Below are 13,055 nucleotides of genomic sequence, written 5' to 3'. Positions count from 1 at the left end.
TTTTCCCAACAGTCCGCCCACTCTACTTTTGTCTAAATTCATCGCCGCTAAGCTAGACTCCTGCCCCAGCGCTGGTGCACCTGACTTGGCGGCCTAGAAATCCAATCAAGAACTTAGGACTGCCCAGTTCTGAACCCAGCGGGTTAAATAAAATGACCTGCTTAATCCGTATCTGTCGGCGCTGATGCTGGCGATAGATCTGGCCATAGGCATGGGCAACAGGCTGCCACTGGGCATCGGGGCAATAGCTGTGGTCGATCAGCAGGGTGAGTTCTGGAATCGGCAAGACCCGACTCATGAGCAGGCCAGCTCCCATAAATGCCAGCCAGCTTACTCCTAGGGTCTTGCATAGCGCTGTATTGAGGGCCATGGGTTGTTCTCCTATTGGCAATCTGGCCTGCTTATAGATTGGTTTGAAACAAGTCTTGCAACAGCACCTGCACCCGTTCAGGGGTGCCTTCGTAGACCGCCCCCTCCCGCAGCGCCGCGATCGCCGCCAGCTCCCGGTGGTTGACTTCGCCGTAGGCGATGGGGTAAACCCGCACGCCGCTCTGCTGGATGACAGCCTGAATCTGATTGAGGGTTAGGCCGTCGGTGCGATCGCCATCGGTGAGCAGCAGCAGATAAAACTGGCCGTCAGGGTCGGTTTTTTGTTTCTCCATCAGCTCGGCCAGGGCCACCGCCACACCGTCGTAGAGGGCTGTAGAGCCATCGGGCTGGAGCTGGTCGATGGCGGTAAACAGCCGCTTTTGCTCTAGCTCATTAAAGGGTGCCAGGTGAATGCGGCGGATGGGGCGATCGCTAAAGGTCACCAGCCCGATCTGGTTGCCGGGGTTAATCTGCTGGCTGGCGAACCGCAGCGCCTCCTGCACCGCCTTGAGTCGGTTGTTTTGATCCATCGAGCCGCTGGTATCTACCACCAGTTCCATATAGACGGTGCGACCGCCGTCTTTGCGCTGCTTCCAGAAGGTTTGGGCGGCCTTCAGCACTTCTCCCGAGGGCAGCGGCGGAAAGTCGCCCTGCTGGAGATAGTCAGTCTGAATGTGCCCCTGCTGGACCGCCAGTTGCTGCATGGGGGCAGTGGTGGCAAAGGCCGCAAAGGCTTTGAGCGCCTCGCGCTCGGTGGGGCTGGTCCAGTTGAAGGCGACCAGGGGCGAGGTTTCGGGAACTCCAAAGGGTACTTCCGCCAGTTGGGCAAACTCCGGCTCCTTTTTCAGGTTCACAAAGCTCTGACGCGACATAACGATGGCCTGAAAGGCGTCGGGATCCTGCTGCCAGATTTGCTTCAGATCGAGGTAGGTGGGAGTTGTCAGGGCAATCTGCTGCTGAAAGGCGGCAAACACCGAATTCACCGCCGGGTCGTCTAAATCTTCTACCAGCAGTGGGGCACCGGTCTGGTCGTGGCCCGCCGCCCGCCACAGCAGCGTGTACAGAAAATTAATTGCCGGGGAGGCGATGTAGGGGTTGCAAAACCCGACCTCAAACTCTCCCGCCAGAATGGCTGCAACCACGCGATCGAAGGTCACCTCTCCTGCCTCGGCCAGGGCTTCGTACACCTGGGGCTGGAGGGCAAAGATCGCCTGGTTAGCGACTAAAGCTGGCGCGATCGGGGTCGTTACTATGCCATCGGCCTTCAGCAGTTCTAGCCATAGCCCGTGGGCCGGGGTATAGCCAGCGGGCTTACCCTTGCCTGCTGCTAAAATCTGCGCCCCCAGACCCGACGGAATGTTGCGCACCCCCACCTGAATCACCTGCCCGGAGGAAATCGTTTGCCGCTGCTGGTTAAACGCCTCCGCCACATCCACCAGCCAGCGCTCGTCGGCTCGACTGCCGTTGGCCTTTTCGGCAGAGCTGTAGATCTCGATATAGACAACCTCGGTATCGCTGGTGGGCTGCGCCCCGTACAGCGGATAGGCGTCGGGGTCGGGCACCGCGTCAGCCAGGGGCGGAATGACCGCGTTGTAGGCGGCGGTATCTGAAACGAGCTGCGACTCAACCTGAATGTTGGGCAGCAGCCGCTGGTGCAGGTAGCGATCGGCAGATTCAAACGACTGTATTGATCCGCTGGAAGTAAGCAGCAGAGAGCTACAGGCCCATAGCCCGCTCAGGCATAGCCCTACCCCCAGCCACAATTTGAAGCGCCGTGGTTTCATGGTTCTCTACTCTCCTAAAATGCCGTTTTCGTTTTCTGCGATCAGGGTCTGTAGCCAGGTCGAAATTTCAGTCGGCGGCGTTGACGACTGCTGCAGGGTGGTTAACGTCATCTGGTCGCACAGCTCTTGTAGCCGGGCGCGGGTTTGCTCAAGGCGCTTTTGGCTGCTGTAGAGCTGCTGCTGAGCAAGCTGTTGATAACGGTAGGTTTTTACCTCCCGCACGGCCCTCAAAGCCTGGGCTAACTGCTCGACTAGATCCAAAACCGTGTGCAGAGTCTCTAGCAAGTCGGGGATAAAGGCTGACTCTGTTTGCGCAATTTGGGCCGCAACGGCTTGAATCGCCTCTGCTTGTTGACGAGCCGATACCCACAGCGACTGAGGAATATCTGAATACTGGTGCTCCACATGATTCAGGTGGCTTAGAAAAACGTCTTTTTGCAGCAGATTAGCCGCATTGGATGGCGCTGAAAGCAGTCGCCTGTGCCGATCGATCTGTTGCTGCCAGGTGGCGACAGCCGCCCCGCTAATGATCAAAACGCTAGTGACCACAACCCAGCGCAACCCCACCCACAGCACAACGCCAAAACTGCCCAGGGTCAGCGCTACCAGTAAAATCAGCGTTTGAGGGAGATGATGCCTATAGTGTCGGGAATAGAGAGCCATGGCGGAGAGTCCAAAATGACGAATTTTGAGGCTTGTGAACGATAGGCCTGAAGCCAGAGCGTTGAGACCAGCACGATAGGCATGGGTTGCCAGGCGCCGATAGTCAGTGGCTCTGAGGCGATCGATAAACCAATTGGCCCAGCAAAATATCAATAGCCAACAACCGGCCAGAATTGGCAGCAGCAAAGCCAGGCCCAGGAAGCTGCCAAGAAAGCCAATCACTACCAGGACATTGATGATCGGCTGCCAGGGATTGTAGTGAACAGCAATGGATAGACCCACCTCGGGCTGTTCCATAAATGTTTGGAGACGGTGATGCCAAATCTCCAGTTCTGGATCATTTGCTCGGGTATAGGTCTTGACTACATACTCCTCACCCTGCGATCGCAAAAGCGCCACGTAGCTAGTTCTTTTGCCTGCGTCTTCCGCCGTGTCAATCCGGGTCTCGATCGCGATGGTTTCGACCTCTGCAATCGGCCAATCCCACGATCGCAGCAAAGCCCTATAGGTTAGGGTGCAGTCAATTTGGCCAGAGTTAAGCGCCCCACACCTGACCGCGGTTGGGCTACCGTGCCAGAGCGTGCCGAAGATGTAGAACGCAACCCAAACCGTTATCAAGCCCAGCCAAAACCAGGGAATCAGGTTTGAAAAGGGAGAGATATCGGGCGGGTCAGGCGCTTGTAGCCGAGTGGGCGATCGCCCCTGGGGGTCAGCGGGTGGATTGGCCATGGTGTACACCGCAGAACTAGCAACGGCGGGCAAGGGTTTTCCTCGAACCTGCGCACCCTGAACCAGATAAACAGCTCCGGAGCCGTTCAGGGTAGATCAGGCCTGGCAGGAGTTCCTGTCAACAAACCCTGTGGAGCTGACACAATAAATCCTACTTAAATCATGAGTAAAAGTAAAGTAAAGTTTGATTAAATCCTTTCAAACGCCGTGAAGCTAAGCTTTTGTAAGGGTAATGTCTGAGTTTTGGCTGGGCTAAGTAGAATAAGGCTGTTGTTGGGTGAGGAATGTTGCCATGGCGAAGCCCTCCCTCAGGGCCACGCCCCCGGGGGTCGAGTTGGCCGCTCAGGCCCTCACCCGCGCGGGACTGACTCAGGCTCGCCTGGCTGAGCAGGTGGGCTGTAGCCGCCAGCCGATCACCAATTTCTTTAAGGGCGAGGCCATTTCCCAGGCGATTTTTATGCAGATTTGCGATCGCCTGGGCCTCGACTGGCAGGCGATCGCGGGCCTAGCTAACCCTCCAACCCTTGCCCCCAGCCCACCGGCAGTTGCCATACCTCAACTCGGTCTCGATGCCCAGGTGCAAACCCTGCGGCAGCAGGTCTACCCCAGTATCCGCGAGCGCTGCGGCACCATGCGGGTGCTCGATATGTCTCACCCCGTCGAGGTCAACGACATTTATGCCAGCGTCAATATCCTGGAGCAAATTTCTGGCCGTCGCTACCGGCACATAGAAGAACTGCTGCACAGTTGCGATACTAACGATTTTGAGCGCATCGGTTTGGGGGCCATTGTTGAAGAACGGATGCCCGCTTTAGAGGCCGTTAAAACCCACAAAAAATTAATCATCTTGGGTAAGCCCGGAGCCGGAAAAACCACCTTCCTGAAATACCTGGCCATTCAGTGTAACGAAGGAAAATTTGAGCCCGATCGCGTACCCATTTTTATTACCCTTAAGGACTTTGCTGAGGCGAATGAAGCCGCTAGCCTATTGGACTATATTGCTGACTGCTACCACGTCCCTGAGGCGGTTTATCCAGCCCTGGTTGATAGTTTTCAGCAGGTTTTTGCCGCCGGTAAAGCGCTGATTTTACTCGACGGTCTGGATGAAGTCCGGCGTGAGGATCACCAGCGTGTCATCAAAGAAATTCGAGGCTTTTCGGAACAGTTTTGGCAGAATCAATTTATTATGACCTGCCGAATCGCGGCCTGGGACTATGTGTTTGAGAAATTTACCGAGGTTGAGGTCGCTGATTTTGACGAGAGCCAAATAGAGGCATTTGCTGCTAAGTGGTTTAACCAGAAGCCGGTCAGTCCAGGCCAGTTTATCAGGCAGCTAAACCAGCATCCTCGCATTCAGCAGTTAGCGGTCAGCCCGCTGCTGCTGACCCTGATCTGTCTGGCCTTCGAAGAGTCGGGGGGCTTTCCCAGCAGCCGTTCAGAACTGTATCGGGAAGGAATTGATGCGCTGCTGAAGAAGTGGGATGCAAAACGGGGCATTCAGCGCGATCAGGTGTATAAAAATCTGTCTCATCTGCGTAAAGAAGATCTGCTGAGCTATCTGGCTCTGATTACGTTCAAAGGCAAAGAACTATTTTTTAAAAAAAGCGTTGCTGAGCAGTATATTGCCGACTATATCTGCAACCTGGCCGATACCGATGCCGACCCTGAGGCACTGCAAATCGACAGTGAGGTGATCTTACAGTCGATCGAGGCTCAGCATGGCCTTTTGATCGAGCGGGCAAAGGGAATTTACTCCTTTTCTCACCTCACGTTTCACGAATTTTTTGTGGCCCGCGAGATCGCCGTCAATAGTCTCTCTCTGGAGCAGGCTCTTCAAGATCTAGCCAGCTACGGCACCGACCGACGCTGGCAGGAGGTGATTTTGCTCACGACAGAAATGCTGCGAGATGCCTCGCGGCTGCTGCTGCCCCTCAAGCAGACCATCGACCAGCTTTTGGCCGATTCGCCCCGGTTACAGCGGTTTTTGCAGGAGGTATGCGATCGCGCCACCGCCCCCGAATTTGCTGCCTTTAACCCCGCCGCTGCTCGCGCCTTCTGCTTCGATATCGATTTTGACATCGACGAAAACCGCGCCGCTGCCCTGGCCCTCGACAAAACCGTTAACCTGCTGGTCTGCGCTAGCTTTCTCACCCGCATGCTGGAGGATATGAGCCTGGCCGAGGCCATTGCCGTTGCCCAAGCTCACGATGCTCGTGCCGATCGCGAGGCCAAAATTATTAACGCCAGTTCGGCCAATGCCGTCATGCTGATCGCCATTCAAATTGCCCTGGACTCGGGGGGGTTAGACAATCCGGCCCGCCAAACCCTCAAAACCCTGTGGCAGCGGCTCAAAGGTCATGCCGCCGACGATGACACCGTGCGGCAGGTGGCCGATCAGGCCCGAGAAGTCGCCAAAAGCCGCCACCACATCGGCCAGGACTGGCATTTCACCCCCCAGGAAAAAACTCAGCTCAAGCAGTACTACGCGACCACGCTGCTCCTGGTTCAATGTCTCAATAGCGATGGCTGTATGCTGTCTCCCAAGCTGCGTCAGTCGCTGCAAGCCGCTCTGTTTTTGCCCCTGCCTTAGCATAGGGTAGGGTCTAAGCAAGGGGGCCAAAAGGCTGAACCCTGTGCCAACTCACCACCATACCTGCGATGACTTTCACGCTCTATTCTGTTGCAACGCCTGCGGTCAAACGCTTGGGGCCTGAGGGCTATCCAGGCAGCATGGGCACCTGGCAGGGTGGTACTCTGTCGCTCCCTAACTCCGGTACGCATTTTGGGTTCATCTACGCCGGGTCGCCGACGCTAGAACGGCAGCTGGACGATGGCCGGGGTAAAACCACGCAATCCTTTGGACTCGCCCAGGGCATGTATTTTTGTCTGCCCGAGGCAGGTCAGCTCAAAGGGCACAATGCCAGCGGCTTAGTCATCACCTGTCCGACCTACCGGGGGATGTTTAGCCTGGGTGGCCCCCTGGAGTCGGCGGGGCGATTGGCCTATATCAATGGCGGCACCAGCAGTTTGCTGCTTCCCCCGGTGATTGTGGGTGACCCCTGCTTAAACGCCATGTACTTCCCGGCTGGGGTTGAGCAAACGCTGCACACCCATCCCAGCGATCGCCTGGGTTTAGTCATAGCCGGGGCCGGGATCGTTGAAACTCCGGAAACCACTGCCGGGGTTGGCCCTGGCGACATTTTCTGGATTTCGGCGGGCCAGCTGCATCGCTTCTGCACCGCCGAGCATCCCCTGACCATCGTGGTGTTTCACCCCGACAGCGAGGGTGGCTTTACCCACCGCGACAATCCTATGCTGCGGCGTACCCTGGTCGATGGAGTCAGCGCCGCCGATCTGCCTGAGATTCAAACCCCGGTTGAGCGGTGGGCCTAGGCTCCGAGAGCGGCGATCGCCCCCCAGAGCCGGTCGTTAATCAGCGCCTCGCCAACCCAACACCAGCGTCAGCCCCAGCAGCAGCGGCGTCAGCCAGTCGCCCCAACGAAGGTAGGGGGTCAGGGTTTGGCGGCGCTCTAGGGTGGCGGAGTGGGTGAGATAGGTCTGAGGTTGCCCCAGCCAGATTGTGCGACCGTGGTTATCCACCAGGCCCGAGAGGCCGGTATTGGTAACCCGCAGCGCCCAGCGATCGCTCTCCACCGCCCGCAGCACGTCAAAGCCGTGGTGCTGCACCATCATCCACACCGGGTAGGGGTCATTATTCGACGCGGTGACAATGAACTCGCCCCCCGCCTTGGCCTGGCGGCGAAACAGGCGGCTGTAGGCCGACTCGTAGCAAATCCCCACAATGCCCTGGCCGACAGAGGTGATAAATGACTGCCCTGGCTGGCCCGGTACCAGGTAACTACCTAACGGGGAGAGCCGCTTGATCAACCGACCCAGCACCGCCTCAAAAGGAATGTACTCTCCCAGGGGCACCAGCTGCACTTTGTCGTAGCGCCCGTGATATTGGCCATCGGAGCGGATTTCGAGCAGGCTTTGGGTGTACTCGGTGTGCTCTGCCCCCGGTTCGGGGGCAAAGGTACCCAGCCACAGCGGCACCCCGACCTGGCTAACGGTTTGCAGCAGGGCTGCAATTTGGGGTGAATTTGGATTCCACAATTGGGGTAGCGCGCCTTCGGGGGTAATCACCGCCGTTGCTCCCTGCTCGGCCAGGGCACGATAGCCATCGGTATACCGTTGAAGAGCCTGGTTAACCCCCTGGGGCGTCAGCTTTTCGCGGGTGGGCACGTCGCCCTGAATGAGGCCGAGGGTGAGCGCTGCGCGCGCTGGTGCCGCTGCGGTGGTGGCGAATAGGCTAGCCCCCACGAGGTGCCCGGCCATGACCAGCGCTAGGGCTATCAGCCCAACCCTACGGCGGCGCAACGCGGGCAATGGAAAACTGGGAAAAGGGCAGGGAATCGCGATCGCCAGCAGACCGTTGGTGGCGACCAAAATGGCAGTGATCGCCGACGGTCCCGATAGGCGGGTCAGGTGCAAAATCCAAAGATTACTGGGGCTTTGGGTGAGGCCGAGGGGCGACCAGTCGAGGGGAGTCTGGTTGCGCAGCGCCTCAAGGGCACACCAGAGAGCGGTACCGGCTAGCACTAGCCAGAGGCGTTGATCGGGCCAGTGGCGAGTGGCCCAGGCAATTGCCGTGCCCCAGACAGCAATGCAGGCGGCACCCCAAAACACAATGAAAATCCAGGCAAAAATTGCGATCGCAACGCTGCTCAGCCAGGGCACCCCCATCCACATCAGCGGGTGCAGGTGGGTGATCCAGGCTAGCGAAATGCCGTAGTACACCAGCCCCCACAGCAGCCCATAGACCGCTGCCAGCCCCGGTTGGGTAGCCTGCACCACCCACCACAGCGGCACCAACCCCAGCCAGGCCAGACTCCACAGGCTCCATGGTGGCAATGCCAGGGTCACCACCAAGCCGCTGAAGACTACCAGCCCGGCCCGCTCCCAACTCCAGAGCTGGATTCCCGATCGCAGCGCCAATGCCGCCGATTTCATCATAAATGTGACCCTGATGCGATCGCTACCAGCCCTAGGGTAATCCCTCAGGGGAGTTCAGGGTTGTAGCCCTGTGCGCCTTCATTGGGCCGTAGCGGCATTCACCAGCAGTAGGCCTTCCCCATCGTGTAGCTCAAAGGAGCGCAGGTCATCGCCCACCGACATGCCGGGCGTGGTTAACTTGACCTGCCAGGCGTCTAGATCGAGTTGCAGCCAGTCGCCCAGATTGACCGTCATCGGTGTTCCTCCCATGTGGGCTACCATCACCACTTCTTCCGGGGCGCGATCGCTCGGCGGGTGGGGCTCGATGCGGTAGCCATAGAAAATAGTGCGTTCGTCGTCGCTGATGCGGTTGAAGCGATCGCGGCCAATCAGGTTCTCTCGCAGCCAGGGTCGCTGCCGCCGAAACTGTCGCAGGGCTACCCCAAACTGGCAGATCTCTGGGTTCGCGATGTCAAAATAGTGCGACACATTGCAAATGTCGTGGCTGTCTTCCATAAAGGCCATGGCAAACTGCTTCAGCTTAGGCACATCTAGGGTGGCCAAAAACCGAGGCAAGCTGGGCTGGTTGAGCTCCTCTAGGGCGGGTACCTCACAGGCTACCCCATCTACCCCGGTGCCCAGGCAGTGCTGACAGATCGCAGCGACTTCCTGGAGGTTGTAGTCGGTTTCGACCATCGCCTCCCGCAGCGCCTTGGCAAAGTCTTGGAGTTGCTCCAGCGTGGCAAACCCCAGCGCCTTCAGCTGAAGAAAGGCGTGGGGTTCTAGGTACAGCTCTGGCTCAACTTCCCAGTCTAAAAAGCCCACTTCCTCCGACACCACCTTGACCCCGTAGCGATCGTCGGTGTTGCGAAAAAACCCCCAGGGCGTCTCCAGAGTGGCGTTGAGAAAATCCATCGGCAGGCCGGGGCTAAAGCCATGTACCCAAAGCAGGGTGGCCGAATTGTTATAGGCCCGATTGAGGGCCTGGGGTAGGGTGTTGCCCAGGTTCCAGTTGATGTCGGCATCGAGATCGATCTGGTTGCCCCGGCGCACGGTGTCGTGGTTGCCGCAGCCGGTAATCCAGTGGTCGCCCTGAAAGATGACCTCGCACACCCGTCGCCACTTGCGATCCCAAAAGCCTTTCAGCGTCGGGGTGTTATGGGCAAAGATCAACGGCCCCCACTGAAATGAGCCGGGCTTGGCATCAATTAGCTCGCGGTAGGTCGACTTTTCTTCCCAGCCCGGTTCGGGCCAGGGGCGACCGTCTTCAAAAATCGTGAACAGCCGTCGCCGATAGCCCTGAATGTCTTGCACCACATCGCTCATGGCGAGCAGGTAAACATCGTCTTGCTCTACCCGCCCGCTGAGGGGGTTAAAAAAACGAAAGTCTTGGCCGCCATCGACGCGAATGCCGTCGGCCCCGGTGTTGATTTTGCGCCGCTGCATCTCCAGCAAAATGGCTCGCACCTGGGGCAGCTGGTGGTTGAGGTCTTGGCCATACATGTTGGGGCCTTTAAAGAACTGCTGGGTGAGCAGTTCTAAACCCTGGTTGTCGGCGTGGCCATAGACCAGGTCATAAATCAGCTGAATTGGCTCTTCCGGGAAGGTGTGCAGAGTCGCAATGAAGTCCACGATTTCATCGGGGCGCAGGCTGCCCAGTACCGCCGGATTAGTGGCGGCAGATCCTAGAATCGGCACGTCGTAGCCCCAATTTTGGGTATTGGGTTGGCGCAGGGTAATCGTGAGGCCGGTGTTGAGGGCCTCGCTGTTGCCGTTTTCGACAATGGCAAAAAACTCGTGCTCGATGTTGGTGTCTTCGCGGCGATACTCAATGGTGGGTTCGACCGGCAAGAGCTGGATGGCGTCATAGCCCGTGTAGGCGGCTTCGGCGGGGGTGAGCGCTTCGCCTGCTATGACCTTCTCGGCAATGCCCTGGTAAATGCGGGTTAGCCCTTCAAGGGTGCCTTCGGCAGAGGCCGTTTTAACATGAATTTGCAGAATGTTCGTGGGGGCAGGCACCCGAGGAATCTCAGGATCGATACCGCCTTTGGGGGCGGCGCTGCGGGCCAGGTAACCCAGGTCAGCTCGCCGCTGCTGGAGCCGTTTGAGATCGTAGACTTCGGCGGGGGCAAAGACCCCGTAGGGCAGCGAGTAGGCCAGCGGGTCGCGAATATAGTTGAGTCGCCCCTCGGCATCGATATAGCGCAGCCAGTAAAAACTTCCCGCTCGCTTGCAGCTGCCCGGCTTGACCCCGGCTACTACGGCCCAGACAAACTCGCCCTGCTGCATGGCCGGCAGGCGATCGCGCTGAAACCGCAGCGTCTGTTGGGGCGCTCTAAAGTCAATGGGCTCGAGCGGCGTGAGAATTTCTAGCTCCAGGGTGCGCTCCGACTGAATGATGTCGGCCACCAGGGCCGGTGCCCAAAAGCCAAACTCCGTCAGGCCATCGCGGCGGTAGTGGGCCCCCAGTCGCCGGGCCAGCTGCTGACCTCGCCGAAAGTAGGTGTCGTCTGAACTGGCTACTGTCGCCGCCCAGTCGAGCACCGTCTGGGTTTCGTCTTCGATCAAATAAACCAGGGGTTGCAGCGGGGGCTGGGCCACGGTTGGCAGGGTAGGTGCTGAGTCTTTGACGGTCACGGGGGTTCTAGGCTCTAAAGGTAGATTGACAGGTTGCTACGGCACGATGACCTGGTAGGGCAGTAGTGAGGAGCTATACCCATAACCATCGCATCGCCATATAGGGACTGGCGCTAGTGTAACAAGCGCCCTGGCAAGGCTGTTTACCCGTATCCCAGATTCATCCAATTTATATACACAGCATAGAGAAAACTGGACAGTCTCGATAGAGTTTCGTTGTGTTTTGGCCTGAAGTTAGGCATCGCCCTAGGGCGTCACGGGCTCAACCTTCGTAGGAAAAACGTGGGTCAATCTGCTCGGGGTCATAGACCAGTTCAAAGGGAATTGGTACCTGTCGCTCGCCAAAAATAGCGCTTTGGGAGGCCAACACAATGGCTGGGGCATCGGCTCGGCTGATATCCACCGGGGTCACCTCCAAAACCGCACTGGGGGTATGGCGATGCGAGGCCGGTAGGTGATGGGTTTAGCAACGTTTGGCCAGGGAAAATGACGCTATCTAGGGCTGATCGCCTAAACCCACCGTTACAGCTGTGAAATCACTACTACATCCCCTGCGGCCAGCCCGAGTTCGGCAGCTCGCCCCGCCCGCAACTCAATCACCTGATCGATTAGCTGGCTGCCGGGGCCGTAGGTGGGGCAGGGGTCAGCGGCGCAGGGGGGGACATCTGCGGCGATCGCCTGAATGGTGCCGTTGTAGATAAACACCATATCTAGCGGTACCGGCACGTTCTTCATCCAAAAGCTCACCGGCCGTGGCCGCCCCATCGGGAACAGCATGCCTCGGTCGTCGGGCAGGGCGTCGCGATACATTAGCCCCATGGCCTGTTGTTGAGGGGTAGCGGCCACCTCCAAAAAAATCTCCTCACCGCCGAGGGTGGTCACGGCAGTAACGGCTAACTGTTGGCCACGGGAAGATGCCATCGGTGCTGTAGCCGTAGGAGCTGTGGTCGTAACGGGCGTCGATGCAGCGGGGGTCGAGATGGCCGTAGACTGGGTCGGCCCGCACCCTGATGCCAGTACTAGGGTGCCCATGACCAGACTGCACATCAGCCCGCGCTGAAACCAGAGGTGTGATCGGGAGACCATCCGGCGATCAAAGCCGTAGGGCATGATAAAAACCAAACTATAAGAACGACAGCCGCTCACTTGAGGCGGTTTTATTCTAGCCTTGGCTCGGCTAACTTTCGCGCAGCACATAACCGACGCCCCGCACCGTTTGAATCAGCCGCTTGTCGTCTTCGCCGTCAATTTTGAGCCGCAGGTAGCGCACGTACACTTCAATTACGTTTGATTCGCCGATGAAGTCGTAGCCCCATACGTTCTCTAAAATTTGCTCGCGGGACAGCACCTCCCGCGGGTGCTCCATCAAGTACTTGAGGAGCTCAAATTCTTTCATGGTGAGTTCGATCACGCGATCGCTCCTGAGGGCGTGGCGGCTCTCCAAATCTAGCGCCAGATCGCCAAAGCGCAGACTTGCTGTCTCTCCGGGGGTGGTCTGTAGGTAGAGCTGCACCATTCTTAAGAAAGCGTCGGCCCGGTAGGGCTTGAGAAAATAGTCGTCGGCACCGCATTCTAGGCAGGCAACCCGGTCTTCTAGGGTGTCTTTCACCATCAGCAGCACCATAGGTGCTTTAATGCCCTGACTGCGCAGGGTTTGACACAGCGCTAGCCCCGACTCACCGCCCAGCAGGCGATCGACCACAATCAGCGCCGGGGCGATCTCCCTGGCCAGGGCCAGACCTGCCTTGGTGCTGGTGGCAACCACAGACTTGTAGCCGGCCTCCTGGAGATCAAACGCCATCTGGCGAGTCTGGCTCTCGTTGGTGCCAACGAGCAGAATCTGATTGCCGCTGTCGGCGGTAGTTGTGCCCATAAAAG

Annotated in this window: 9 protein-coding genes and 1 pseudogene; 2 read left to right on the top strand and 8 right to left on the bottom strand. The window is 58.2% G+C overall.

What is annotated here, in order from left to right:
• Window positions 1-52: 52 nt before the first annotated feature.
• The 3 genes from IQ254_RS14320 to IQ254_RS14310 are packed head-to-tail and all read right to left on the bottom strand — an operon-like array spanning window position 53 to window position 3,578.
• Window positions 53-370, bottom strand: coding sequence for a hypothetical protein (locus IQ254_RS14320; RefSeq protein WP_193966829.1), 318 nt, complete (start codon window positions 368-370; stop codon window positions 53-55).
• A 31-nt stretch (window positions 371-401) separates the two neighbouring features.
• Complete coding sequence (locus IQ254_RS14315) at window positions 402-2,153, bottom strand: VWA domain-containing protein (protein WP_193966828.1); 1,752 nt, start codon at window positions 2,151-2,153, stop codon at window positions 402-404.
• A gap of 6 nt (window positions 2,154-2,159) precedes the next feature.
• A complete protein-coding gene (locus IQ254_RS14310) occupies window positions 2,160-3,578 on the bottom strand; it encodes a hypothetical protein (RefSeq protein ID WP_193966827.1) in 1,419 nt (472 codons plus the stop codon).
• Between the two features lie 259 nt (window positions 3,579-3,837).
• Here IQ254_RS14310 and IQ254_RS14305 point away from each other — a divergent pair, with 259 nt between their 5' ends.
• Together IQ254_RS14305 and IQ254_RS14300 are read left to right on the top strand one after the other, a co-directional pair.
• Complete coding sequence (locus IQ254_RS14305; protein WP_193966826.1) at window positions 3,838-6,135, top strand: NACHT domain-containing NTPase; 2,298 nt, start codon at window positions 3,838-3,840, stop codon at window positions 6,133-6,135.
• A gap of 68 nt (window positions 6,136-6,203) precedes the next feature.
• Window positions 6,204-6,938, top strand: a complete 735-nt coding sequence (locus IQ254_RS14300; RefSeq protein ID WP_228040707.1) for a cupin domain-containing protein — start codon at window positions 6,204-6,206, stop codon at window positions 6,936-6,938.
• A 36-nt stretch (window positions 6,939-6,974) separates the two neighbouring features.
• Here the strand turns inward: IQ254_RS14300 and lnt are convergent, their stop codons facing one another.
• The 5 genes and pseudogenes from lnt to nblR all read right to left on the bottom strand — a co-directional run bounded on the left by lnt (window position 6,975) and on the right by nblR (window position 13,050).
• On the bottom strand, window positions 6,975-8,561 hold the full coding sequence (lnt, locus tag IQ254_RS14295; protein WP_228040705.1) for an apolipoprotein N-acyltransferase: 1,587 nt from the start codon (window positions 8,559-8,561) through the stop codon (window positions 6,975-6,977).
• Window positions 8,562-8,639: 78 nt separating this feature from the next.
• Complete coding sequence (gene gghA / locus IQ254_RS14290) at window positions 8,640-11,126, bottom strand: glucosylglycerol hydrolase (RefSeq protein ID WP_193966833.1); 2,487 nt, start codon at window positions 11,124-11,126, stop codon at window positions 8,640-8,642.
• Between the two features lie 313 nt (window positions 11,127-11,439).
• Window positions 11,440-11,598, bottom strand: a pseudogene (locus tag IQ254_RS14285) (YbaY family lipoprotein); the annotation flags it as partial.
• A gap of 101 nt (window positions 11,599-11,699) precedes the next feature.
• Window positions 11,700-12,287: a DUF192 domain-containing protein gene (locus tag IQ254_RS14280; RefSeq protein WP_228040696.1), complete on the bottom strand. Its 588-nt coding sequence runs from the start codon at window positions 12,285-12,287 to the stop codon at window positions 11,700-11,702.
• A gap of 67 nt (window positions 12,288-12,354) precedes the next feature.
• A complete protein-coding gene (gene nblR, locus IQ254_RS14275; protein WP_193966824.1) occupies window positions 12,355-13,050 on the bottom strand; it encodes a response regulator transcription factor NblR in 696 nt (231 codons plus the stop codon).
• Between the last annotated feature and the right edge of the window lie 5 nt (window positions 13,051-13,055).

Origin of the sequence: Nodosilinea sp. LEGE 07088, from assembly GCF_015207395.1 — a bacterium.
GTDB lineage: Bacteria > Cyanobacteriota > Cyanobacteriia > Phormidesmidales > Phormidesmidaceae > Nodosilinea.
Note: the sequence above shows the minus strand (reverse complement) of the source record. Positions and strands in the feature narration are given on the sequence as shown.

Bases quoted from the DNA above. Each gene is read 5' to 3' on its own strand.
- IQ254_RS14320 (WP_193966829.1), bottom strand. From the start codon at position 370: ATGGCCCTCAATACAGCGCTATGCAAGACCCTAGGAGTAAGCTGGCTG.
- IQ254_RS14315 (WP_193966828.1), bottom strand. From the start codon at position 2,153: ATGAAACCACGGCGCTTCAAATTGTGGCTGGGGGTAGGGCTATGCCTG.
- IQ254_RS14305 (WP_193966826.1), top strand. From the start codon at position 3,838: ATGGCGAAGCCCTCCCTCAGGGCCACGCCCCCGGGGGTCGAGTTGGCC.
- IQ254_RS14300 (WP_228040707.1), top strand. From the start codon at position 6,204: ATGACTTTCACGCTCTATTCTGTTGCAACGCCTGCGGTCAAACGCTTG.
- lnt (WP_228040705.1), bottom strand. From the start codon at position 8,561: ATGATGAAATCGGCGGCATTGGCGCTGCGATCGGGAATCCAGCTCTGG.
- IQ254_RS14280 (WP_228040696.1), bottom strand. From the start codon at position 12,287: ATGCCCTACGGCTTTGATCGCCGGATGGTCTCCCGATCACACCTCTGG.
- nblR (WP_193966824.1), bottom strand. From the start codon at position 13,050: ATGGGCACAACTACCGCCGACAGCGGCAATCAGATTCTGCTCGTTGGC.